This is a genomic window from Flavobacterium sp. 103 (assembly GCF_003096795.1).
Lineage (GTDB): Bacteria > Bacteroidota > Bacteroidia > Flavobacteriales > Flavobacteriaceae > Flavobacterium.
The window spans coordinates 1405006-1429923 of record NZ_QENX01000001.1; the positions used below are offsets into that span (position 1 = coordinate 1405006).

General features: G+C 33.8%; 20 protein-coding genes and 1 tRNA gene. 4 read left to right on the forward strand and 17 right to left on the reverse strand.

Features of this window, described 5'->3' with window-relative positions; translation table 11 throughout:
- Window positions 1-9 precede the first annotated feature (9 nt).
- The 6 genes from C8C85_RS05740 to C8C85_RS05765 all read right to left on the reverse strand — a co-directional run bounded on the left by C8C85_RS05740 (window position 10) and on the right by C8C85_RS05765 (window position 8387).
- Entirely contained in the window at window positions 10-1338 is a 1329-nt protein-coding gene (locus tag C8C85_RS05740; RefSeq protein ID WP_116796218.1) for a quinol:cytochrome C oxidoreductase, read from the reverse strand.
- Window positions 1339-1368: 30 nt separating this feature from the next.
- A complete protein-coding gene (locus C8C85_RS05745; RefSeq protein ID WP_116798392.1) occupies window positions 1369-1917 on the reverse strand; it encodes a c-type cytochrome in 549 nt (182 codons plus the stop codon).
- A 7-nt stretch (window positions 1918-1924) separates the two neighbouring features.
- A complete protein-coding gene (locus C8C85_RS05750) occupies window positions 1925-2449 on the reverse strand; it encodes a DUF3341 domain-containing protein (RefSeq protein WP_116796219.1) in 525 nt (174 codons plus the stop codon).
- Complete coding sequence (nrfD, locus tag C8C85_RS05755; RefSeq protein ID WP_100432160.1) at window positions 2442-3845, reverse strand: NrfD/PsrC family molybdoenzyme membrane anchor subunit; 1404 nt, start codon at window positions 3843-3845, stop codon at window positions 2442-2444. Before nrfD ends, C8C85_RS05750 begins: the two co-directional genes overlap by 8 nt.
- Window positions 3846-3881: 36 nt before the next feature.
- Window positions 3882-6944, reverse strand: coding sequence for a TAT-variant-translocated molybdopterin oxidoreductase (locus C8C85_RS05760; protein ID WP_116796220.1), 3063 nt, complete (start codon window positions 6942-6944; stop codon window positions 3882-3884).
- 108 nt (window positions 6945-7052) lie between these two features.
- On the reverse strand, window positions 7053-8387 hold the full coding sequence (locus C8C85_RS05765; RefSeq protein WP_116796221.1) for a c-type cytochrome: 1335 nt from the start codon (window positions 8385-8387) through the stop codon (window positions 7053-7055).
- A 218-nt stretch (window positions 8388-8605) separates the two neighbouring features.
- On the opposite strand from C8C85_RS05765, the gene C8C85_RS05770 reads away from it, so the two are divergent.
- Window positions 8606-8995, forward strand: a complete 390-nt coding sequence (locus C8C85_RS05770) for an SPOR domain-containing protein (protein WP_116796222.1) — start codon at window positions 8606-8608, stop codon at window positions 8993-8995.
- Window positions 8996-9026: 31 nt separating this feature from the next.
- Here the strand turns inward: C8C85_RS05770 and C8C85_RS05775 are convergent, their stop codons facing one another.
- From C8C85_RS05775 to rimP, 4 genes are all read right to left on the reverse strand, one after another.
- Window positions 9027-9782: a 5'-methylthioadenosine/adenosylhomocysteine nucleosidase gene (locus C8C85_RS05775; protein WP_116796223.1), complete on the reverse strand. Its 756-nt coding sequence runs from the start codon at window positions 9780-9782 to the stop codon at window positions 9027-9029.
- Window positions 9783-10116: 334 nt separating this feature from the next.
- Window positions 10117-13020: a translation initiation factor IF-2 gene (gene infB / locus C8C85_RS05780; protein ID WP_116796224.1), complete on the reverse strand. Its 2904-nt coding sequence runs from the start codon at window positions 13018-13020 to the stop codon at window positions 10117-10119.
- 90 nt (window positions 13021-13110) lie between these two features.
- Window positions 13111-14364, reverse strand: a complete 1254-nt coding sequence (gene nusA, locus C8C85_RS05785; protein ID WP_116796225.1) for a transcription termination factor NusA — start codon at window positions 14362-14364, stop codon at window positions 13111-13113.
- A gap of 13 nt (window positions 14365-14377) precedes the next feature.
- Window positions 14378-14842 carry a ribosome assembly cofactor RimP gene (gene rimP / locus C8C85_RS05790; RefSeq protein ID WP_116796226.1) on the reverse strand — a complete coding sequence of 155 codons (465 nt, stop codon included), beginning with the start codon at window positions 14840-14842 and terminating at the stop codon, window positions 14378-14380.
- A 174-nt stretch (window positions 14843-15016) separates the two neighbouring features.
- Here rimP and C8C85_RS05795 point away from each other — a divergent pair, with 174 nt between their 5' ends.
- Window positions 15017-15841, forward strand: coding sequence for a universal stress protein (locus tag C8C85_RS05795; protein ID WP_116796227.1), 825 nt, complete (start codon window positions 15017-15019; stop codon window positions 15839-15841).
- Between the two features lie 109 nt (window positions 15842-15950).
- Here the strand turns inward: C8C85_RS05795 and C8C85_RS05800 are convergent.
- Window positions 15951-16021 (reverse strand) — tRNA-Gln (locus C8C85_RS05800).
- 262 nt (window positions 16022-16283) lie between these two features.
- Between C8C85_RS05800 and C8C85_RS05805 the strand changes: the two genes are divergently transcribed.
- Both C8C85_RS05805 and C8C85_RS05810 read left to right on the forward strand, forming a co-directional pair.
- Window positions 16284-19559, forward strand: a complete 3276-nt coding sequence (locus tag C8C85_RS05805) for a DUF2723 domain-containing protein (RefSeq protein WP_116796228.1) — start codon at window positions 16284-16286, stop codon at window positions 19557-19559.
- Between the two features lie 94 nt (window positions 19560-19653).
- A complete protein-coding gene (locus C8C85_RS05810) occupies window positions 19654-20304 on the forward strand; it encodes a polysaccharide deacetylase family protein (RefSeq protein ID WP_116796229.1) in 651 nt (216 codons plus the stop codon).
- A 14-nt stretch (window positions 20305-20318) separates the two neighbouring features.
- Here C8C85_RS05810 and C8C85_RS05815 read toward each other — a convergent pair whose 3' ends face one another.
- From C8C85_RS05815 to C8C85_RS05840, 6 genes are all read right to left on the reverse strand, one after another.
- On the reverse strand, window positions 20319-20615 hold the full coding sequence (locus tag C8C85_RS05815) for a thioredoxin family protein (RefSeq protein ID WP_077371545.1): 297 nt from the start codon (window positions 20613-20615) through the stop codon (window positions 20319-20321).
- 72 nt (window positions 20616-20687) lie between these two features.
- Window positions 20688-21923, reverse strand: a complete 1236-nt coding sequence (locus C8C85_RS05820; protein WP_116796230.1) for a metallophosphoesterase — start codon at window positions 21921-21923, stop codon at window positions 20688-20690.
- A gap of 177 nt (window positions 21924-22100) precedes the next feature.
- Complete coding sequence (locus tag C8C85_RS05825) at window positions 22101-22298, reverse strand: hypothetical protein (protein WP_116796231.1); 198 nt, start codon at window positions 22296-22298, stop codon at window positions 22101-22103.
- A 103-nt stretch (window positions 22299-22401) separates the two neighbouring features.
- Window positions 22402-23736, reverse strand: a complete 1335-nt coding sequence (locus C8C85_RS05830) for a sensor histidine kinase (protein ID WP_243412070.1) — start codon at window positions 23734-23736, stop codon at window positions 22402-22404.
- Between the two features lie 24 nt (window positions 23737-23760).
- A complete protein-coding gene (locus C8C85_RS05835; RefSeq protein ID WP_116796232.1) occupies window positions 23761-24435 on the reverse strand; it encodes a response regulator transcription factor in 675 nt (224 codons plus the stop codon).
- Window positions 24436-24620: 185 nt separating this feature from the next.
- Window positions 24621-24809 (reverse strand): hypothetical protein, encoded by a 189-nt coding sequence (locus C8C85_RS05840; RefSeq protein ID WP_116796233.1) that lies wholly within the window; start codon window positions 24807-24809, stop codon window positions 24621-24623.
- Window positions 24810-24918 lie beyond the last annotated feature (109 nt).

Here is a 24918-nt window from a genome sequence, read left to right on the forward strand (position 1 = left end):
CTTTAAATATTAATAATGAAAATGTTTACTCTCTTCTATATATGGATTTCTTTTTGGTAACAAAGGAGCTTTAGTTAATGCTGAGAAGACAACAAAAATAAATAATCCAAGAAAGAATAAAACGGATGCAATTTCTGAAACACCGATAAACCAACTACCACCAACGGTACCCGGCATAATCATATTAAAGAAGTCAATATAATGACCTAACAAAATTACAATACCAGCCATAACCAAAATCCAAGTGATTCTTTTGAAATCAGTATTAATCAAAATTAAAACTGGAAACAAGAAATTCATAACAACAGCACCAAAGAAAGGTAAATTATAAACTTGAATTCTCATCACAAAATAAGTAATCTCTTCAGGTATATTAGCATACCATATCAACATAAATTGAGAAAACCATAAGTAAGTCCAAAATACGCTGATACCAAACATAAACTTAGCCAAATCATGGATATGACTTGTGTTTACATTTTCTAAATACCCTCTAGATTTTAGATAAATAGTCACCATGGCAATCATAGTAATACCACTTACGAAGAAGCTAGCAAATACATACCATCCAAAAAGTGTACTAGACCAATGAGGATCTAAAGACATAATCCAGTCCCAAGACATAATAGATTCTGAAACAATAAAGAATACTAAGAACATAGCTGATATGTTAAAATTCTTTTTATAGAAACTATTATCATCTGATTCATCTTGAGCCAAACAATTTTTTCTTGAAAAATATCTGTAGGCATTCCAACCTGCTAAAAAGATAGCGGCTCTAACAATCCAAAAAGGAAAATTTAAATATCCAGATTTGTTAGCAATAATTTTATCATGAGCAACTACTTCAGGATCTAACCAAATAAACAAATGATTAAAATGTAAGCCGCATAAAATTAAAAATATAAAGAAAATAACCGACCCTACAGGTAAGTAGGCAGTAATTCCCTGCATCACTCTAAAAAGAACAGGAGACCAACCTGCTTGTGCTACTTGTTGAATACCATAAAAAACTAATGTTCCTAAAGAAAGTAACATAAAGAAAATACAGGCTACATATAATGCAGACCATGGTTTATTTTCTAATTGATGCAAAACATGAGTTAAATGTTCTGTATGTTCGGCTTCAGCTTTCACTTTTGCTTCAGCAGAAACTGCGCGAGCTCCTTCAGATTCACTACTTGCTTCATGATGACTACCGTGAGCATCAGCAGCAAGTATTTTTTCAACATCTTGAATATCTTTAGGTGCAGTTAAAAAACCATATCCAATTCCCAAAAGACCAACAGCCATTAAGACGAAAGAAAAAGTTTTTAATTTACTTGAAAATGTATACATATCTATTACGATCAGTTTGTTCAACAATTATTATTGTGCTTTTAGTTTAAGAACATAGTCAGCAACTAACCAACGTTCGTGTGCACTCATTTGATTAGCATGTGAACCCATAGCATTTAAACCATAAGTTTCCACATAAAAAATACTACCTTCAGTAATTTCTCTGTCTTTGTAATTAGGAACACCAAGAAATTTTTCTCTTTCAACTAATTTTCCTTTACCATCACCAGCAGCACCGTGACAGCTAATGCAATAAATCTCAAAAAGCTCTTTTCCTTTACCAGAATCTCTATCTAAAGAATCTAAAGGAGATTTCAAATTGGCTTTAGCCAAAGCATATCCTTCTGGAGTATTTTCATATTCGAACGGCTCAAAACCTCTATTTATTGAACCAACAGCAGGAAGCTGACCTTCTTTACCGTTTTTAAATACATCAACTGGAGCTGAAGCATAAGTTTCTCCACTCACTGCTTCATACATATTAGGCATATATTGATAATTTGGCTTATCATTACTATGACATGACGACACCAATATCATTAAACCCAATACAAGCGTTATTTTATATAAACTTTTCATATTACAATTAATGCTTTTCAATTACTTTAACTTCTACTGCCCCAGTACCTTCAAAGAAAGAAACTAATTCTTCTTCGTTATTGTTAATCGCTACTTCCATCAAAAAATGATCGTCAGTAGTTCTTACATCAGGATTTTCAGCTTCTTTAAACGGCCACAATCTACTTCTCATATAAAAAGTAATAACCATTAAGTGAGCTGCAAAAAATACCGTTTCTTCAAACATAATAGGCACAAAAGCTGGCATATTATCAATATAACTGAAACTTGGCTTACCTCCAATATCTTGAGGCCAGTCTTGAATCATAATATAATTCATCATCCAAGTACCAAAAGACAAACCACACAAACCATAGATAAAAGCACATATCGCTAAACGTGTAGGTGCAAGTCCCATTGCTTTGTCCAATCCGTGAACTGGGAAAGGCGTAAATACTTCTTCAATATGGTGATGAGCTGCACGTGTCTTTTTTACGGCATCCATCAAAATATCATCGTCATTATAAATGGCGTATATAACTTTATTACTCATGATGTGAATGTTTATTAGCTTCTCTTTCTTTAATATAATGTTCTCCTGTAGCTTTCAATATTGTTTTAACCTCGGCTTGAGCAATAACAGGGAATGTTCTTGCATACAATAAGAATAACACAAAGAAGAAACCTATTGTTCCGATAAAAATTCCAATATCAACAAATGTTGGAGAGAACATAGTCCATGAAGATGGTAAATAATCTCTATGTAATGAAGTTACGATAATTACAAATCTTTCAAACCACATTCCAATGTTTACAACAATTGAAATTATAAAAGAAAACATAATACTAGTTCTTAATTTTTTGAACCACATAAATTGTGGAGAGAACACGTTACATGTCATCATAGCCCAATATGCCCAAGCATAAGGTCCAGTTGCTCTGTTCAAGAAAGCATATTGCTCATACTCTACTCCAGAATACCAAGCAATAAATAACTCAGTAATATAAGCAACCCCAACGATGGAACCAGTAATCATAATTACAATGTTCATCAATTCGATATGTTGAATAGTAATGTAAGCTTCAAGATTAGAAACTTTTCTCATAATGATAAGTAAGGTGTTCACCATTGCAAATCCAGAGAAAACAGCTCCAGCAACGAAGTACGGAGGGAAAATTGTAGTATGCCATCCTGGAATTACAGAAGTAGCGAAGTCCATCGATACGATAGTATGTACAGAAAGCACAAGAGGAGTAGCTAAACCTGCAAGAACTAATGAAACTTCCTCAAAACGTTGCCAATCTTTAGCTCTACCACTCCATCCAAAACTTAGGATAGAATAAACTCTTTTATTAAAAGGTGTGATAGCTCTATCACGCAACATTGCAAAGTCAGGTAATAATCCAGTCCACCAGAAAACCAATGATACAGAAAGATAAGTTGAAATTGCGAATACGTCCCAAAGTAATGGAGAGTTAAAATTCACCCAAAGAGACCCAAACTGATTTGGAATTGGTAATACCCAATACGCCAACCAAGGACGTCCCATGTGTATAATTGGAAATAAACCCGCTTGGATTACAGAGAAAATTGTCATTGCCTCCGCAGAACGGTTAATTGCCATTCTCCATCGTTGACGGAATAATAAAAGTACTGCAGAGATAAGAGTTCCTGCGTGACCAATACCAACCCACCAAACGAAGTTAGTAATATCCCAAGCCCAACCAACAGTTTTATTTAATCCCCAAGTACCAATACCTGTGGACACTGTGTATATAATACAGCCCATTCCCCAAAGGAACGCTGTTAATGCAATTGTAAATACAATCCACCATTGTTTGTTTGCTTTACCTTCGATAGGTGCTGCTACATCAACAGTTATATCGTGATAAGATTTATCACCTATAACTAAGGGTTTTCTAATGGCTGCTTCGTAGTGAGACGACATAATCCTTTATTTGATTCTTAATTAATAATTTTTGTACTAGGTATTTCTAACTTTAACGTGGTATACAACATTTGGTTTTGTTCCAACATGCTCCAATAAATGATAACTTCTTTCGTCTTCTGCCAATTTAGTAACAGCTGACTCTTTATCATTTACATCTCCAAATATCATTGCTCCAGTAGAACAAGCATTTGAACAAGCAGTTTGGAATTCACCATCTTTTATTGTTCTTCCTTCATTTTTAGCTTTCAAAATTGTTGCTTGTGTCATTTGAATACACATTGAACATTTTTCCATTACTCCACGAGAACGAACGTTAACATCTGGATTTAAAACCATACGTCCTAAATCATCATTCATATGATAATCAAATTGACTGTTTTTGTTGTATAAGAACCAGTTGAAACGACGTACTTTATAAGGACAGTTGTTAGCACAGTAACGAGTACCAACACATCTGTTATAAGCCATTTGATTTTGACCTTGACGACCGTGTGAAGTTGCAGCAACTGGACAAACAGTCTCACAAGGAGCGTGATTACAATGTTGACACATTACAGGTTGGAAAGAAACTTGTGGATTATCGCCCGCTTTTTCCATTTCATTAAAAGTAGATAATGAACTAGATAAACCAGCAATATTTTCTTTTCTTTCATCATCCCCTGCAAAAGTACTTTCAGAAGAATAGTATCTGTCAATACGCAACCAGTGCATATCTCTACTTCTTCTTACTTCAGATTTACCAACTACAGGAACGTTGTTCTCAGCATGACATGCAATTACACAAGCCCCACATCCAGTACAAGCATTCAAATCAATAGAAAGATTAAAGTGATGTCCAGTAGAACGATCAAATGAACCCCATAAATCTACCGAAGTAGCTTCAACTTCTTTGTGATCCAAAGATACCATTGGTTTTTCATTCCAAAACTCTGCATCTTTAGTATTGAAAATTTCAAGAGTAGTTTCTTTAATGATATCTCCTCTTCCCATTAATGTTTTTTGACCTTGAACACAAGCAAATTCGTGTTCACCGTCTGCTTTCACTATTGAAACAGATTGTACATTATTAAATCCACTATATAAAGCGTAAGCATTAATACCTACTTGCATTTCTTCCTTTAAAGCTGCTTTACGGCCATATCCTAAAGCCATCCCCACAGTCCCAACAGCTTGACCTGGTTGAACAATTACAGGAACATTTTCAAGTTTTACACCGTTAGCGGTCAAAGTAACATAGCTACCATTTAATCCGCCATTAGCAACGATTTCATTTGTCAATCCCCATTTCTTAGCATCCGCATTAGAAACAGTAACATAATTATCCCAAGATACTCTTGTCAACGGATCTGGGAACTCTTGCAACCATGGGTTATTAGCTTGTTGACCATCTCCCATTCCTGTTTTAGTATACAATACCAATTCAATACCGGTAGATTTGGCTTGAGCCAATGTGTTTGCAGCACCATTGTAATCAGCAGTACCAGCTGCAGATGTAGGCACAACACCTACATAAACACCGTCATGTAAGACTTTATTCCAAGATGAACCCACAATCACTGAAGCTGCAAACGCTTTCAAATAATCATAGTACGTTCCAGGAATTCCGTTTATAGACAATAAAATATCTTGAAATTGTTTTGTATTGAATAATGGACGAATAGTAGGTTGAGTAATACTATAAGTTCCTTTTGTCAAAGCTAGATCTCCCCAAGCTTCCAAATAATGAGGAACAGGAGCAGCAATTGTAGATAATGAAGCAGTTTCATCTTCTTTTATTGATAATGAAACCGAAGTTTTCACTTTTTTCAATCCTTCAACAAATGACTTACTATCAGCCAAAGTGTAAACTGGATTAACGCCACTCATAATCAAAGTATGGACACTTCCAGCATTCATATCTTTTACTAATTGAGCAACCTTCTCATTAGATCCTTTACGGATTTGTCTAGTTCCAGAAGTTGTAAAAGCTTCACTTGCCAAAACTTGATTAATGGCAAGAACTAACAATTGAGCATTTTTATCTTGAATACCTGATACTAAAACTCCTTTAGATCCAGCAGCTTTCAATTGTTGAGCTGCTTTAATTACATCTGCTTTGAAAGCAGCATCCAATGAAGTTGCTACAGAGGATCCAGTAACAACATTATATATTTGAACTAATGCTTGTTTTTGATTAGCGGTTGACATAGCAACACGCTTATCAGCTGCAGCACCAGATAAAGTCATATTAGACTCTAATTGTATGTGTTTTGATATTGTTTTCTTTCCAACAGCACCAGATGGGATTCTTCCTTTAGCATAACCGGAGTCATATCCTCCACCTTGCCAATCACCAAGGAAATCAGCTCCAACAGAAACAATAACCGAAGCTTTAGAAAAATCATAATCCACTAAAGCTCTTTCTCCATAAACAGTTTCAAAAGCATCTAAAGCTTCTGAAGAAGAAACAGCATCATATATTACATGTTTTGCATTTGGATTCTTGGCGATAAAATCAGCAATTAATTTTTCGGTAGAAGGGCTTGCCAATGTATTTGTCAAAAATACTACTTGCCCACCTTTTGCTTTAGCATCAACAATACTAGATTTGATTTTTGAATCAACTGCAGACCAAGAAGCATTTTTAGCATCAAGCTTAGGCTCTTTCAAACGCATATTATCATACAATGACAATATAGAACCATGAATTCTAGCATTAGCTGCAAACTTAGCTCCAGCAATAGTGTTATTATCTATTTTAATTGGACGACCTTCACGAGTTTTTACCAAAAGGTTTGCGAAATCAAATCCATCAAAAACCGAAGTTGCATAATAATCCGCTACTCCAGGAATAATTTGTTCTGGTTGTAACACATAAGGAATTGACAAATGCACAGGACCTTCGCACGCAGCTAGAGAAGCTGCCGCTGTACTAAAACCAACGTACTTTAAAAAGTCACGACGTGTAGTTGAAGAAGAAGACAAAGCTGCTTCATTCCCTAAAAATTCATCTGTAGGAATCTCTTCAACAAATTCGTTATTTCTAAGCGCCTCAACAATAGAACTATTTCCGTCTAGTTCTTCAACACTTTTCCAGTATTTTTTGTTTGATGACATATTATATATAAATATTAATCTTAATAATTTTTTTTAGTTTCAAGTTTTCTTTGTCTCAAGTTTCAAGTCACACAAAAGCAACTTTAATCTTAAAACTTTAAACCCTTTTTAGTAGTGACATTTACCACATTCTAATCCACCCATTTGAGCAGCGGTTAACTTATCTACACCATATTTTTTAGAAAGCTCTTCGTGTATTTTTGTGTAATACTCATTACCTTCCATTTTGACATCAGTTTTTCTATGGCAATTAACACACCATCCCATTGTTAGTGGAGAGAATTGTTTCATGACTTCGAATTCTTGAACCGGACCGTGACATGTTTGACATTCAATACCAGCTACAGTAACGTGTTGTGAGTGATTAAAATAAACAAAGTCAGGTAAATTATGAATACGAACCCATTTTACAGGCTCAGTTTTTCCAGTGTATGATTGAGAAGTTGCATCCCATCCCACAGCTTTATACAATTTCTGGATTTGCTCATCATAAAAAGCTTTGCTGTATTCCGGAGTCGCAGTAGTTTCAGCAACCTCGCTAATACTTTTATGACAGTTCATACAAACATTCAAAGAAGGAATACCTGCGTTCTTACTCACACGAGAAGCAGAGTGACAATATTTACAGTTGATTTCATTATCACCAGCATGAATTCTATGAGAGTAGTGTATTGGCTGAATTGGCTCGTAGTTTTGATCTACACCAACTTGCATTAAAAATCCATATACTAAATAAGCTCCTGAAAGCAATAAGAATATAGCAGAAACCAAAACTAAAAACTGATTTTTAACAAATGCTTTCCAAATAGGCAAAGTAGGCTCTTTTGCAACTACTTCAATTCCGTTTGCAGCAGCCACCTTTCTTAATACGTTGTTGACCAAAACCAACATCACTATTAGTATCGCCATCACTAATGACAAAGCACCTAATATTACATTATTAGAAATCCCCTCTTCTTGAACTGTACCAGGCACAGCGGCAGAAGCACCAGCAGCAGCGGCAGGAGCAGCAGCTTTTGGCTCAGATGTATAAGCAATAATATTATCAATATCTCCTTCAGACAACTGAGGAAATGCAGTCATTGGAATTTTGTTATTTGCCTCAAAAACTTTGACAGCAGCAGCATCACCAGATTTAATTAAATCCGAACTATTGTGAACCCACTTATAAATCCAAGAAATTTCATGTCTTGAAATAACATCTCTAAGAGCTGGACCCGTAGATTTAGCATCTAATTTGTGACATGCTGCACAATTGGCATTAAAAAGCTCTTTACCTTTTGCCGCATCACCTCCAGAACTCGCCGCTGGAGCTGCTGTAGTTGCAGCAGCTGCAACCGGAGCTGCATCCTGAGCAAATGAAGCTACGGAAATACTCAACATCAATGCTAAGCTTAAAAATAATTTCCTTGAATTCGAATTATGGTTACCCACCTTTTTCATATTAATATATTGATTATCTACTAAAAAATTGTTCGCTTTTATTCTAAAAAAATAGAAGACAAAACGAACCTTATTTAAAAACTTGCACAAAAATACGACTTAAGAACTATTCTCAAAACCTTAAAATAATCTTAATTATAATTTATATTAAATCTAAATAACAAAACTATTACGATTTCCTGTTAAAAAACTATTTTTGCAGAATAAATAATCACATTATGAGATTTTTAAGAAACCTTAAAGCACTGTTGCTATTTACTTTATTTTTAATAACAACAACCAGAATAACAGCTCAGAACTCCAATTTAAGCGTAAATCAAGACCCCAAATTTGAGCAATTGCTGAATGAAAAAAGAAAATCCAACTCAAATTTATCTTATTCCGATCGTTATAAAATTCAAATTTTCAATGGAGCAAGTGAAAGCGCCAAAAAAACTTTAAACGAATTTCGCCAAGAATTTAAAAACTTAGATGGAACTATTATTTTCAATACACCAAATTATAAAGTTTGGGTTGGTAATTTCAGAACTCGAATGGAAGCCGAAAGGAATCTTATTGACATCCAAAAGAAATATAAAAATGTGTTTTTAATAAAACCAAGTAAATAATGTTTCTAACAAAAAATAGCCCTTGAAAGGGCTATTTTTTTAGCATTTTTTTTACTATTTCAACTCCAAACCTGGAAGCTATCTGAGATATAAATTCATTAAAATCGACCACAGAATTATCATTTGCCTCATCTGAAATAGTACGAATTATAACATAAGGAATATTGTATTCAAAACAAACTTGTGCCACTGCAGCACCCTCCATTTCAACACATAAAACTTCAGGAAGCATTACCAAAAGACCTTCTTTGTCTTCATGACTTGCAAAGAAACGGTCTCCACTGGCAATTTGACCAACAACCATTTTGGGATTCGATAAAGAAAACTTCTCTCTTTGTTTTGGCGAAAGCAAATGAATTAAACTCTCATCCCTTATCAATTCATCGATACTCTCTACTGCCTTATCCAACATCTCTTTTGGAGGACAAAGTATTGTTTTCCCCAATAAAGGAATTTCAAACCTCTTCATTATGGGACGTGCATCCAAATCATGCTGAATTAAACTGTTAGCTATAACAACATCACCAATATTTAAATCTGGATGAATAGCACCTGCAACTCCAGTAAAAAATAATTCCGTTATTCCAAACTCAATAATTAAATGGGTAACAGTTGTAGCTGAAGCCACTTTTCCCCAACGAGAAAAAACGACAACTACTTCAATATCATTTATTGTCCCTAAATAATAGGTACGCATTCCCTTTATGACTTCCGTTTTGTCTTTTAACAAAGAAACAACACCACTTATCTCCTCGGGCATTGCGCCAAGAATTCCAATTCTATTCATATACTGCATTTTGTTTTAAATCTGAATTCGATTATTACTTTTTTTCTTTTTTTGGATGATGGCAAAAAAGTAAAATTTTTCCCCTTAGCCCTGATGGGAGGGAAAATCCTTTTGTGAACTTTGTCAAAGTTTTAAACTTTGACAAAGTTCACAAAAGATTTGGAAGGACAGCAGGAAACCATCATTACAAAAAAGCCAAATCTTTCTACTCCTAAAAACAAATATTCAACTTCAACTTATTGTCAATTTTTAAATTAACAAACAACAAAACCATCATTACCTAAACAAAAAAATCCCAACGAATTGGGATTTTTAATTATAGATCTATGAAATCTTATTTCAATTTCTTTTTGATTGCAACTTCATGGTATGCTTCAATAACATCTCTTTCTTCAATATCATTGTAACCTTTTATTTGAATACCACAATCATATCCTTTAGCCACTTCTTTCACATCGTCTTTGAAACGTTTCAATGCAAGTAGTTCACCCGTGAATACAACAACACCATCTCTAATGATTCTGATTTTGGCATTTTTAGCAATTTTACCATCCATAACCATACATCCTGCGATAGAACCAACTTTAGAAATTTTAAATATCTCTCTAATCTCAGCAGTACCTAATACCTCTTCTTTCATTTCAGGAGCTAACATTCCTTCCATTGCATCTTTCAAGTCATCGATGGCTGCATAGATAATAGAGTAATAACGGATATCGATTTCTTCTTTATCAGCCAATTGTCTAGCATTTCCAGCAGGACGAACATTAAATCCGATAATGATTGCATCAGAAGCAGAAGCCAACATAACATCAGTTTCAGTAATCGCACCAACTCCTTTATGGATAATATTAATTTGAATTTCTTCAGTAGATAATTTAGAGAACGAATCAGACAATGCCTCAACAGAACCATCCACATCCCCTTTAAGGATAATGTTCAATTCTTTAAATTGACCCAATGCAATTCTACGTCCAATTTCATCTAATGTAATATGTCTTTGTGTACGTACTGATTGCTCACGCATTAATTGAGAACGTTTAGCAGCAATTTGTTTTGCTTCTTTTTCGTCTTCAAAAATATTGAATTTATCACCCGCAGTAGCTGCGCCATCAAGACCTAAAACAGAAACTGGAGTCGAAGGACCTGCAACAGTAACTATATTACCTCTTTCATCATGCATGGCTTTAATTTTACCATGGTGTTTTCCAGCCAACATATAGTCTCCAATTTTAAGAGTACCATGTTGTACTAATATAGTAGAAACATATCCTTTTCCTTTGTCTAAGAAAGCTTCAACAACTGTACCTTGCGCTGCTTTATTAGGATTCGATTTCAAATCTAAAATTTCAGCTTCTAATAATACTTTTTCTAATAATTCTTTAACACCTGTACCTACTTTTGCAGAAATATCATGAGATTGGATTTTTCCACCCCAGTCTTCTACCAAAAGGTTCATACCCGCTAATCTTTCTTTTACTTTTTCAGGATTAGCATTTGGCTTATCAATTTTATTGATTGCAAAAATAATAGGAACTCCCGCTGCTTGAGCATGAGAAATTGCCTCTTTAGTTTGCGGCATGATATCATCATCGGCAGCAATCACAATAATTGCAATATCTGTAACTTGAGCACCACGAGCACGCATCGCCGTAAAAGCTTCGTGACCTGGTGTATCTAAAAATGCAATTTTTTGACCATTATCTAAAGTTACTCCGTAGGCACCAATATGTTGTGTGATTCCTCCAGATTCACCAGCGATAACATTTTCTTTACGGATATAATCCAGCAAAGATGTTTTACCGTGATCGACGTGACCCATTACAGTAACAATAGGAGCTCTGAATACCAAGTCTTCTTCTTTGTCTTCAACAACTTGAATAGCTTCTTCAATATCTACAGTAATAAACTCAACATCATAACCAAATTCGTCTGCAACAATCGTTAATGTTTCAGCATCCAAACGTTGGTTCATGGTAACCATGATTCCAAGTGACATACACGTTCCAATCACTTTAGTAATTGGCACATCCATCATAATTGCAATTTCACCTACAGTAACAAACTCAGTAACTTTGATTGTTTTACTTCCTTCGTCTAAAGCTCTTTGCTCATCATCAGATTTCTGACGGTGTGTATCTCTTTTATCTCTTCTGTATTTTGCAGCTTTAGATTTACCTCCTTTACCTTGAAGTTTCTCCAAAGTTTCACGGATTTGGTTTTTAACCTCTTCCTCGGTAGGCTCCACTTTTGCAACAATTGCAGGTCGATTTCCTTTTACAAATCCTGGTCTTGCACTTCTATTTGCATTGAAACCACCACCTCCAGTGTTTGGAGTGATTTTATTTGGATTTGGCGCTCCAGGAACTCCAGGAGTAGCAGGCGGTCTAGGCGCACCTGGCTTTGGAGCAATTCTTTTACGTTTATTTTTATTAGCATTATTAGCACCAGCCGCTCCAGGAGCCCCAGGCTTATTAGGCGTAATTTTTGGATCTTCTTTTTTCTTTTTCGGTTTATTGAATTGAGACAAATCAATAACTTGACCCGTTAAAGTTGCACCAGAAAGTTTTTGATACTGAGTCGTGATAGATTCTTCAACCGGAGCTTCACCTGAAGTTGCTTCAGTTTTTTTCTCTGTTACCGCTTCTGGCTTCTCAACATTTTTAACCTCCTTAAACTTTGGTTTATCTTTTACCTCAGAAGTTGGGATCTCTTTTTTAACTTTTTCTACTGGAGAGTCAGTTTTTATAACATTCTCAACAGCTTCTTTTTTAACTTCTTCTTTTAGAACAGGTTTGTCTTCAGGAACTACCTCTTTAGGAGCAATTACTTTTTCAGCAACAACAGGATCTGGAGTGACAGTAGGCTTTTTAGGATTAAGATCAATTTTACCAACTTGTACTGGACCCGACAAAACAGCTCTAGCTTTTATAACTTCTTGTTGTTTCAAACGATCTTCTTCTAATTTACGTTTGTCTTCAACTTCTTTTTCACGCTCAATACGCAACGCTTCTTTCTCTTTCCTTTTCTCCTCACTCACTTCTTTCGAAGCTTCTTTATTCCCCTTGTCGCCTGCAAACTGACTTTGTAGGATATTAAATTCCTGTTCAGAAATTTTTGTGTTTGGGTTTGACTCAATAGCAATACCCTTATCTTTTAGATAATCCACAGCTCTTTCTAACGAAATATTTAATTCCCTTAAAACCTTGTTTATTCTAATAATTCTCTCTTCAGACATAAAACCTTTTTATTTTTACCTTATTCGTTGTTCTATTTATATTTTATAATAAAAATAGAAATTTATTTTATATGAGGAATTAATAGCATGTTAACTATCAAACTCTTCATTTAATATTCTCATTACATCTAGAATCGTTTCCTCTTCTAGGTCTGTTCTTCTAACTAAATCATCCACATTATGTTTCAAAATACTTTTAGCAGTATCCAATCCAATTTTTGCAAATTCTTCAATTACCCACTCTTCTATCTCATCTGAGAACTCAGTCAATTCAACATCGTCATCATCTGCAATCGCACCAGCTACATCACCTTCACGTATTACATCCAATTCATAACCAGTTAACAAACCAGCCAAACGAATATTATGACCTCCTCTACCGATTGCTTTAGAAACTTCTTCCAATTTCAAAAACACTTCAGCTCTTTTTGTATCTTCATTAATTTTGATTGAAGAAACTTTAGCAGGACTTAATGCTCTAGTAATATACAATTGAATATTGCTAGTATAATTGATTACATCAATATTTTCATTTCCTAATTCACGAACAATTCCATGAATACGAGATCCTTTCATACCTACACAGGCACCAACCGGATCAATACGATCATCATAAGAATCAACAGCTACTTTTGCTTTTTCACCTGGAATTCTCACAACATTTTTAACCATAATCAAACCGTCAAAAACTTCTGGAATTTCTTGTTCAAACAATTTCTCCAAGAACTTATCTGAAGTTCTAGACATAATAATCTGAGGTTTATTTCCTTTTAGTTCAACGCTTTCAATTATACCTCTCACATTATCCCCTTTACGGAAGAAATCTGAAGGGATTTGTTTTTCTTTTGGTAAAATGATTTCGTTTCCATCATCATCCACCAAAATTACAACTCTTGGACGTACATGATGCACTTCCGCTGTGTAAATATCACCAATAATATCTTTAAATTGTTTGTAAAGATTAGTATTATCGTGTTCGTGTATTTTTGAAATTAAATTTTGTCTTAAAGCCAATATCGCTCTTCTACCTAAATCTATCAGCTTAACTTCTTCAGAAACCTCTTCACCAATTTCAAAATCGGCTTCAATTTTTCTAGCTTCAGTTAATGTTATTTCTTCATTTTCAAAATCCAAATCCTCGTCAGCAACGATTACTCTTCTTCTCCAAATCTCCATATCTCCTTTATCAGGATTTATAATGATATCGAAATTATCATCTGAACCGTATTTTTTCTTCAATGCATTTCTAAATACATCTTCCAAAATTGCCATAAGCGTTACACGATCAATAAGTTTATCATCTTTAAACTCTGAAAATGAATCGATTAATGCTAAATTTTCCATGCGAATTCTTTAATTAAAATGTTACTGTAACAATTGCTTCTTTAATATCTGAGTAAGGAATCTGTTGTTCTTTTTGAACTGTCTCTTTTCCTTTACCAATTTTTTTGGGTTCTCTAGCTTTCCAAGACAAAATTATAAAAAGATCATTAGCTTCAACTAATTCTGCTTCAATATTTTCGGTATTCGTCTTAACAATTAATGTTCTACCGATGTTTTTTTTATACTGTCTAACCAATTTTAAGGGAGAACCAACTCCAACTGAAGCTACTTCTAAAGAGTAATCTTGCTCTTCTCTATCTAAATTATTTTCAACAGCACGACTTATATCAATACAGTCCTGCAAAACCACACCATTATCCCCATCAATACCAACAATAATCTTAAAACTGTCCGTAATGGTCAGGTCAATTAAAAAAACAGATGGTTTTTCAAGAAGAGCCTCTTCTAATACTTGCTTTACTTTTTCTTTAAATGTCATATCTTTATAAAAAGAGGCACGCTATGCGTGCCTCATTATCTAGTATATTAATAAATAACGGTGCAAATATAGTGTTTTTTTATAAATCAAAAAAATTGATTACTATTAAAAAATTTTATATCTTTAATCTATTAAATTAGCACAGTTTTACTGATAAATCAAACCCCGAACACCATGAAAAGAATTTTAATTCCCACTGACTTCTCTAAATATGCTGATGAAGCAATAGAAGTTGGCGCAGAAATTGCAAAAAAAAACGACTGTGAAATCATTTTACTCCATATGCTTGAACTACCAGGTCAAATGAATGACGCCTTAACAGGAGGAACAAGCATACCAGAGGTAATGTTATTCAAACGTAAAGCAGAAGAAACATTAAAAAGCATCAAAAACCGTCCTTATCTGGCTGGCATCAAAATTACCGAAGTAGTACGACTTGATGGAGCTTATCACGGAATAAACAATTACATCAAACAAAACGATATAGACCTCATTGTTATGGGTTCTCATGGAGCAACCGGAATCAACGAAATCATCATTGGATCGAATACTGAAAAAGTAGTAAGACAATCCGAAACCCCTGTTTTGGTTATTAAAAGCAAAATAAATAATTTCAAAATCCAAAACATCATTTTTGCTTCCGATTTTTCAAAAGAAATCAAAAAACCATTTCAAAAAATGCTTGATTTTACCAAATTATTTGGATCAAAACTAAATCTGGTAATGATTTGCACGCCAAATAGCTTCAAAAGCACTTCGGTCGCACGCAAAATAGTTACCGATTTTGTAGCTGATTTTGACATGCCTGAATACTCATTTGAAATATACAACGAAAACAATGTAGAAAAAGGAATAATCAACTATTCCAATGAAAAAGATGCCGACTTGATCGCATTTTGCACTCATGGAAGAACCGGTCTTAACCATTTTTTTGCCGGAAGCATCTCAGAAGATTTGGTAAATCACGCCACAAAACCCGTATTAACATTTAGAATATAATTCTCAATACAAAGAAAGCCTCTCAAAATTTGAGAGGCTTTCTTTTTTTCACATATTAACACTTCAATTAATACCATAAAAAAAGCCCCTCAATTTTGAAGGGCTTTCGTTGGTCTACTAGGACTCGAACCTAGAAAGACTGCACCAAAAACAGTTGTGTTACCATTACACCATAGACCAGCTTTGTTGCTAACATTTCTGCTAAGCGAGTGCAAATTTAAAACAAATTCCAAGCTGTGCAAACTTTTTTTGCCTTTTTCTTCAAAAAAAATGAAACAAATTTCAATTTAAAAAACAAAATCTGATTAAAATACTGAAAGACAAAGCATTTACCAAAACGATTATTTTCAATAAAATTATAATAATGCGACTTAACTTTAAAAAAAAAAACATTTTCTTTGTAACACTTTTTAAAACATATAAAAAAACAGAAGACTAGTATATGACATCATTCAATTTCAACAAATGGAATACAATTACAGGTTGGCTTGCCTTTTCAATCGCATTAATAACTTATACACTTACTGTTGAACCCACAATGAGTTTTTGGGATTGTGGTGAATATATCGCTACAGCCGCCAAACTTGAGGTTGGCCACCCACCAGGAGCCCCATTATTCCAAATGATTGGTGCTTTTTTTGCGATGTTTGCCATGGATAAAGAGCACATTGCTTTAATGGTGAATATGACTTCTGTATTTTCCAGTGCGTTTACTATATTATTTATGTTTTGGTCATCAACAATGATACTAAAAAAAATAATTGGACAATATTCAGAAATCAACACAAACAATTCGATTGTAATCCTCGGAAGTTCTTTAGTTGGTGCTTTAGCATACACCTTCTCGGATAGTTTTTGGTTCAATGCTGTTGAAGCTGAAGTTTACGCGATGGCTACCTTATTAATCTCTTTACTGTTATGGTTAGGATTGCGCTGGGAACAAGACATGAACACTCCCAGAGGAAACAGATGGCTTCTTTTAATTTCTTTGGTAGTTGGATTGTCTTTTGGGGTACACTTTATGTCTCTATTGACAATTCCTGCAATAGGATTTTTATATTTTTTCAAAAACTATAAAGTAGTCACTGTTAAAAACTTCATTATAGCGAATATTGTTGTTGTTTCTGTTTTACTTTTTATATTCAAATTATTACTTCCTTTAACGATGGCATTCTTTGGTAAAACCGAAGTTTTCATGGTTAATTCAATGGGATTGCCTTTTAATTCAGGAACCATTTTTGTAACTCTGCTTCTTATAGCTTTCTTTTATTTTGGTTTAAACTACACCCATAAAAAAGGATTAATACATTATAATACCCTTTTTTTATGCGTTCTTTTTATCCTAATTGGATTCTCAACTTGGTTAATGTTACCAATTCGCGCCAATTCAAATACGGTTATTAACGAAAATAAACCATCCGATGCTGCCGAAGTTCTTGCTTATTACAACAGAGAGCAATATGGTGTAAATCCATTATTTTATGGCCCACAATACACAGAGGCTTTTGCGGGATTGGATCCTAACAATCCGTATTTAGACAAAGCTCCTAATTACGAGAGAGATTATAAAACCGGGAAATATGTTATTGTAAACAACTACATAAAAGCAGAACAAAATAGTGATGATAATCAAAAAACTATTTTGCCAAGAATGTGGAGTACAGAACATATCGAAAACTACATTAATTTCACGAATCCACCAGCATTTAGAATGAATCCTGACTATCCTTATGAAGAGGATTTAGCAAAATACGGATTGGATCCAAGTAAATTAAGCGAGGAAGATTACAATAAAGCTATTGCTCAATTAAAAAACGAAACTGAAAAAACGATAGCCGAGTTCAGACAAGCCTATGCTCAAAAACAGATCGACAATGAAGGTTATGTTTCTTTCCTAAAACATTATGGAGATTATTTAATCATTGAAAAGCCAACTACTGCTGATAATTTCAGCTTTATGTTTGAATACCAATTTGGCTATATGTATTGGAGATATTTGATGTGGAATTTTGTTGGAAGACAAAACGACGAACAAGGAAGATATGATTATCTGGATGGAAACTGGATAAGCGGAATTACATTCCTTGACAACTTACATTTAGGCTCACAAGAAAATTTACCTTCAGATGTTTTAAATAACAAAGGTCGAAACGTGTATTTCTTCTTACCGTTTATACTTGGTCTTATCGGAATCATGTATCATGCAAGCAAAGACAGAAAAAGCTTCTATGTTTTATTGGCTCTTTTCCTTTTCTTGGGGATTGCATTGAAGATCTACTTAAACGAACGACCATTTGAACCCCGCGAAAGAGACTATGCCTTAGTAGGTTCGTTTTACGTATTTGCGATTTGGATTGGATTCGGAGTATATGCATTGTATGAAAGTGCACAAAAATACCTTGCTCCAAAAATTGCCGGACCACTGCTTATCGGTGGATGTTTATTGGCTGCGCCAATGCTTATGGCATACCAAAACTGGGATGACCATGACCGTTCTGGAAAATATACAGCCACCGCAATGGCAAAAGCATATCTTGAATCCTGCGATCCTAACGCCATTTTATTCACAATTGGGGATAACGACACTTTCCCGCTTTGGTATGCTCAAGAAATAGAAGGCATTCGTACCGACATTAAGATTGTTAACACCAGCTTATTCATGACAGACTGGTATATTGATCAAATGAAAAGAAAAGCGTACCAGTCTGAAGCTTTACCGATATCATTTACACATGATGAATACGTTGGAGACAAACTTGACTATGTAGCACACATTCAAAAAACCGAAAGCCGTTGGGATTTAAATGCTTTTATAAAATTTATAAAAGACCCAAGATCTACAGTAGAAATGCAAAACGGGCAAACCATACATTTCTTCCCAACAAATAAAATCAGAATTCCGATAGACAAAGCAAATATCCTAAAGAATAAAGTGGTTGATCCTATACTTAGCGATTCTATTGTTCCGTACATCGACATTACCATCAAAGGAAGCGCCATCTATAAAAACAGGTTAATGATGCTCGATCTAATTAACAACAACAATTGGAAAAGACCGGTGTATTTTAGTGGAGGAGCTTTTGATGCCGAAGATTATTTATGGATGAAAGACTATCTTCAATTAGAAGGTATGGTTTACAAATTAGTTCCAATAAAAACGGCATTGCCAGAAGATTCAGGTCAAATGGATATGGGTCGAATTGATGCAGATAATATGTATAATAAAGTAATGAAATGGGACTGGGGTAATAGCGAAAGTGACAAAATATACCACGATCCTGAAACCCGCAGAGAAAGTCTTACTTACAGAATGAATTTGTCTCGCCTGATGAACAAACTCATTGCTGAAGGAAAGATTGACAAAGCGAAAAACATCATTGATTTGGCTATGACAAAAATGCCTTTGGAAAAGTTTGGATATTATTCACTTTTAGAGCCATTCGCAAAAGGATATTATGATGTTGGAGAAAAAGCAAAAGCTCATGACTTACTAGATAGACTAATGGAGAAATATAAGGAAAACCTTAATTATTATGCCAAATTAGCACCATCTGAACAATCTAGCATTAGCATTGAAATCATTACCGATTTAGAACGCTACAGAGGTTTATTGATTGTGATGAAAGACAGTAATGATATGGATCATTATAATTCAAGCAAAAAAACTTTCAACACCTACATTGAAATATTTGCTCGATTTGGACGCAAAAAAGAATAGGTGTCAAGATTAAAATCATCACTTAAAAATGCAGTGCAATTAAAAAAGCACTGCATTTTTTTGTTTAAATTGCAGTGAATTGTGCTATTGAATTATGAAACCCTATTGGATTAAAACAAATAACTTTATTAAAAAAATATTCTCCAATTACATTTGGGACATTCCAAATGTGGAGAATAAAATCTACCTCACTTTTGATGATGGCCCAACTCCAGAGATCACAAAATGGGTTTTGGAAGAATTAAAAAAACATCAGGTCAAAGCCACATTTTTCTGCATTGGAAAAAACATAAACAATCATGCAGCTATTTTTTTGAAAACCATAGAAGAAGGTCATTCCATTGGAAATCATACCTACAATCATTTGAAAGGATGGAATACACCAACCGAAGACTATTTATACAATATTGCCTTGTGCGAATCGGAAATCTTAAATCTGCAACCTAAAATCTCCAATCTAAAATCTAAAATTTTTCGTCCACCTTACGGCAAAATAAAAAACTCGCAATCCAAAAAATTGCAACAATTAGGTTATAAAATAATCATGTGGGATATACTTAGCGCTGATTTTGACCAAACCATAACACCAGAAAAATGTCTGGAAAATGTATTGCAAAATGTAGAATCGGGAAGTATAATTGTATTCCATGACAGTGTAAAAGCATTCAAAAACTTAGAATACACACTCCCAAGATCTTTGGAAATATTAAAACAGAGGGGATTTACTTTTGAAGTAATTCAATAATCTAAAACCAAAGATTACAATTGCTCTTGCACTATTCCGATTAAGGTATTGGCATCCAACTCACCAGACTGTCTCCAGATCATCATACCTTCTTTATAAATCATCAAAGTAGGCAAGCCTTTTATGCGTAAAGCATCAGCTAATTCTTGATTTTTGTCAACGTCTATCTTGATTACCTTTACTTTGTCACCAAGCGCCGCTGCTACATCTTTTATAACAGGATGCATCGATACCGAAGATTCGTTCCAATCTGTGTAAAAATCTATTAACACAGGAACTTGAGTATTTATAAGTTCTCCAAATTTTGACATAAAACCAAAATATTTAATTTCTATTACTTTCGAAAAGAGATATCATCCTGCAAATTTAGCATTTTAAACTAATTATGCTAATTTTTTACTCTTTATTAGTTGAATTACTGTGATTTCCGGCATAATCCCAACCCTGCCAGGATAGGCATGAAATCCAAAACCACGATTTACATACACATATCTCCCCAAATTTTCGTATAATCCCGCCCATTGTTTGTAAACATATTGAGCCAAACTCCACTTAAAAAAACCTGGAATCTCTATCCCAAACTGCATTCCATGGGTATGACCAGACAAGGTTAAATGAAAATGCTTATCGTCGTACTGAACCACTTCATTCCAATGACTTGGATCATGACTCATTAAGATTTTGAAATCCTCCTTACTCAAATGTTGTGCTGCTTTCTTTAAATCACCAGCCTGTTTGAAATTTTTACCCCAATTTTCTACTCCAACCAATGCAATTTTATCGCCGTCTTTTTCGATAAAAGTATGTTCATTCAATAACAGTTGAAATCCTATTTGACCGTATAACTTTTTTATGTCCTCAAAATTTTTATCCTTGGCGGCTTGTGTTGGCCAAGTCACATATTCTCCATAATCATGATTTCCAAGAACCGAAAACTTACCATATTCATGTTTATCAATTCTGTTAAAAGTTTCAATCCACGGATGCATTTCCTTGGCGTGAGTATTAACAATATCACCCGTAAATAATATCATATCCGAATTCTGGGCATTCACCAAATCAATAGCGTAATTAATCTTCTCAGGATTATCAAAACTACCGCTATGTACATCTGAAATTTGGGTAATTGTAAAGCCATCGAAAGCATCGGGCAAATCCGGAAAATGTATCGCTTGCTTTATGACTTTATAATTATACTTCCCTTCAAATATTCCATAAATTAGCGATAAAAAAGGAATGGCAGCCAACCCTAAACCTATTTGACTAACAAATTTACGTCTGGAAGGCAAAAAATCGGAATTACTATTATTATCAATAAAATAATTGATTGACCCAGCTGCCAGTCGGAATACATCTTCTCCCAAAAGAATTACCGTCATTACAATTTTAGGAAGATAAACCACCAGCAACAAGCCCATAGTAAACATCGTCTGCTTGGTTTGCCCAACTGAACGGTCAAATTGCGTGAAAGAATAAAGGATAAATACAAAAAGAAAAAGGCTTATTATTTGATAAGAAATCAGCAGCCATTTCAATTTAATTAAAGTTTTAATTGCCTGAAAAGCATAAAGCTCAATAACAAAAAGAATAGCACCTATAAAGAATAAACGTAAGATCATTATTTTATAAAATTTTATACAAAGTAACAACTATTGAAAATGCTAAATACCCATATTACCATAATTTTAACGCAAAAAAAGGGAGTAAATTTCTTTATCTCCCCTTTTCTCCTATTAAAACCAACTTTTAACATCTTTTGAAATATTCTATGAAATATTCACTAACAAAAGATTATTTTATTTTTTTGGAGTTGCAGTCTCAGTAGTAGTTGGTTTGCTAACTTCTGTTTTGTGCGCTTTTTTTGTTTCTTTTTTTGCTTCTTTTTTAGTAGCTTTTACTTCTTTAGTAGGTGTAGTTTGAGCTGGTGTAGTTTGTGCGCTTACCATAACTGTTGTTCCTAAAGCTACTGCCAATACCATCAATAATTTTTTCATGATTTTAGATTTTAGATTAATAATTTAGTTTATTAATAGGTCAAAGCTATACATGCTAAATGAAGATTAAATGAAGTTTTGGTCTTCTCGAAAAAATTAACTTTTAATTGGGTTTTGACTCATTTGGAAACAACAAAATAAAAGTGGTACCAATATTTATTTCTGAAGTTATCTCAAGAGTAATATGATGAAATTGAGCAATACTTTCAACAATTGCAAGCCCCAGCCCCTGCCCTTCCTGATCAGAACTTACTCTGGTGAATCGTTTGAAAACATTCTGCTGTTGTTTTTTATTCATTCCGATACCCGAATCCGAAACTGACAAGAAATAATTTCCATGCAAAAAACCGTCCTTAATTTCAATTGTACCTAAAGATTTATTGTATTTAATCGCATTAACAATTAGATTATAAAAGAGAATATGCATCAGGGTTTTATTTCCCCTAAAACTAAAATGATGCTCCAAATTTATATATAATGACAATTCCTTGTTTTCAATTCTATCTTGTAAATCGGTTGTCAAATCAGTAATTATAGCATCAAAATCGATCTCCTCATTTGCTTCATAATGATTGTTTTCAATTTTTGAAATCAACAATAAATTGGCAATTATCTTTTTCAGCAGATCCAATGTACTTAGAGAACCTACAATTTTATCCACTGCATTATCATCCAAAGATTCATTTTGAAGTAAATTTTCAAATTTGTTTTTCAATAATGCAATTGGAGTCAAAAGTTCATGGGAAACATTTGCTATAAATTGCTTTTCCTTCTTAAACAATTCAGTAATTCTGTCCATCATTTGATTTAGAACGGTATCCAATTCCTGAAAATCTCTGGAATGCGTTTTTATTGGCGTGTGGTCAAAAGATTCGGGTTCATTTACATGACGGATTTTAGTATCAATAATTTTATAAAAAGGCTTTAATAAATATTCGATATAAAAAGTATCAGCCAAAAAAGTAATGACCACAATTATAATTAAAACAATTATGAAGAAAAATCGAATTACAAAGGTAAGGTCATTGATTTCACTTAAACTATTTCCAATTTCCAAAAGGTAGTTTGTATTTTCATACTTAAAATAATACTGAAGAATTCTATAATCATTTCGCTCATCTTCAATTATTCTTTGCTCTGTAATAAAAAGTGTTTGATCAATTTTGACCTTAGAAGGTACTCTGGAAAGCGAAAGAAACTCACTATGTAAAGTTGAAAAACTGGCATAAGTCTCGGAAGTGTCATTCCGAACAATGAAATCATTTATTTCTTCCTTGTCTAAATGCTCAATGAACTTTTGTTTTTTCTCCAGTAAACTTTTATTGATATGGCTGTAAACCACTTCTTTGACCAGAACGGGAAGCATTAGCCATAAAACCAAAATCAGCAACAAACGCGACAATGCATTAAAAATAGCCAGTTGATGCTTGATTTTCATATACAGAATATTAATTATTAAACGCTACACATTTATCCTATAACCCACATTTCTAACAGTTTCAAACCATTCAATTGAGGAATGTTTATCCAATTTTTTTCTAAGATTTCGAACATGCACATCTATAAAATTGGAATCGGAGTTAACTTCAAGAATATCTCCCCAAATATGCTCGGTTAACTGCAAACGTGTTATTACACGATTTTTGTTTAAAACTAAATATTGAAAAATATCAAATTCCTTTTTGGTCAAATTAATTGGAATCTCATCATAACTCACTTTGTAATCTTGCAACTTCAAACTAAACCCATGAACATCCAACTGATTAACAGTATATCCGTGCATTCTTCGAATAATGGCAAATAAACGGGCTCCCAACTCTGTTAAAGCAAAAGGTTTTGTCAAATAATCATCTGCGCCAAGTTGCAGTCCATTTATTCTGTCTTCCAATTCTCCTTGGGCAGTAATGATAATCACCGCAACTTTGGAATCTGTTTTACGAATGCTTTTTAAAACATCAAAACCACTTCCGTCGGGCAAGCCTAAATCCAAAAGCATAATGTCATAATCATTACTGTTGATTTCCTCCAATGCCTCTTCACAATTCTTGGAAATTTTACAGATATAACCGTTGCCTGAAAGATATTCTTTCACTTCTAGAGCCAATTCCGGACTATCTTCAACAATAAGAATTTTCATAAATGATTGTAATTAAAAACACTCAAAGTAATAATTAAGAAAAATTAAACACATTACGCTATTAAAATTTTAACGTATCTAAAAATACAAAAAAAAAGTCAGTAAATTTCTCCACTGACTTTCATAAACAATCAACCCTTTTGTTTTGTGTCCATCCTCATATGTGCACAAAACAAAAACATTCATTATTTTTTGGTACTAGAACTTGCTGTTCCGGTTGTTGCAGATTTTTTCTCTGTTTTGTTTTTTTTGTGTTTTGGGTGTTTAGTCATTTTGACTTCTTTGGCTGTAGCTGATTTTTCAGTTACCGGTTTAGCACTAACCATAACGCTTGTCCCAAACAATACTGCGATTAACAACAATACTTTTTTCATGATTTCTAAGTTTTTTGAATTAATAATTTGTTATTTATAGGTCAAATGTATAACCGATAAATGAAGACAAAATGAAGATTTACCCCTCAATAAAAGTTTAACTTTGCCT

Coding starts and splice junctions, on each gene's coding strand:
- C8C85_RS05740 (WP_116796218.1), bottom strand. CDS start 1,338: ATGTATACATTTTCAAGTAAATTAAAAACTTTTTCTTTCGTCTTAATG.
- C8C85_RS05835 (WP_116796232.1), bottom strand. CDS start 24,435: ATGAAAATTCTTATTGTTGAAGATAGTCCGGAATTGGCTCTAGAAGTG.
- C8C85_RS05815 (WP_077371545.1), bottom strand. CDS start 20,615: ATGTCAAAATTTGGAGAACTTATAAATACTCAAGTTCCTGTGTTAATA.
- C8C85_RS05765 (WP_116796221.1), bottom strand. CDS start 8,387: ATGAAAAAGGTGGGTAACCATAATTCGAATTCAAGGAAATTATTTTTA.
- C8C85_RS05825 (WP_116796231.1), bottom strand. CDS start 22,298: ATGAAAAAATTATTGATGGTATTGGCAGTAGCTTTAGGAACAACAGTT.
- C8C85_RS05840 (WP_116796233.1), bottom strand. CDS start 24,809: ATGAAAAAAGTATTGTTGTTAATCGCAGTATTGTTTGGGACAAGCGTT.
- C8C85_RS05820 (WP_116796230.1), bottom strand. CDS start 21,923: ATGATCTTACGTTTATTCTTTATAGGTGCTATTCTTTTTGTTATTGAG.
- C8C85_RS05750 (WP_116796219.1), bottom strand. CDS start 2,449: ATGAGTAATAAAGTTATATACGCCATTTATAATGACGATGATATTTTG.
- nrfD (WP_100432160.1), bottom strand. CDS start 3,845: ATGTCGTCTCACTACGAAGCAGCCATTAGAAAACCCTTAGTTATAGGT.
- infB (WP_116796224.1), bottom strand. CDS start 13,020: ATGTCTGAAGAGAGAATTATTAGAATAAACAAGGTTTTAAGGGAATTA.
- C8C85_RS05795 (WP_116796227.1), top strand. CDS start 15,017: ATGAAAAGAATTTTAATTCCCACTGACTTCTCTAAATATGCTGATGAA.
- C8C85_RS05760 (WP_116796220.1), bottom strand. CDS start 6,944: ATGTCATCAAACAAAAAATACTGGAAAAGTGTTGAAGAACTAGACGGA.
- C8C85_RS05745 (WP_116798392.1), bottom strand. CDS start 1,917: ATGAAAAGTTTATATAAAATAACGCTTGTATTGGGTTTAATGATATTG.
- C8C85_RS05770 (WP_116796222.1), top strand. CDS start 8,606: ATGAGATTTTTAAGAAACCTTAAAGCACTGTTGCTATTTACTTTATTT.
- C8C85_RS05805 (WP_116796228.1), top strand. CDS start 16,284: ATGACATCATTCAATTTCAACAAATGGAATACAATTACAGGTTGGCTT.
- C8C85_RS05775 (WP_116796223.1), bottom strand. CDS start 9,782: ATGAATAGAATTGGAATTCTTGGCGCAATGCCCGAGGAGATAAGTGGT.
- rimP (WP_116796226.1), bottom strand. CDS start 14,842: ATGACATTTAAAGAAAAAGTAAAGCAAGTATTAGAAGAGGCTCTTCTT.
- nusA (WP_116796225.1), bottom strand. CDS start 14,364: ATGGAAAATTTAGCATTAATCGATTCATTTTCAGAGTTTAAAGATGAT.
- C8C85_RS05830 (WP_243412070.1), bottom strand. CDS start 23,736: ATGAAAATCAAGCATCAACTGGCTATTTTTAATGCATTGTCGCGTTTG.
- C8C85_RS05810 (WP_116796229.1), top strand. CDS start 19,654: ATGAAACCCTATTGGATTAAAACAAATAACTTTATTAAAAAAATATTC.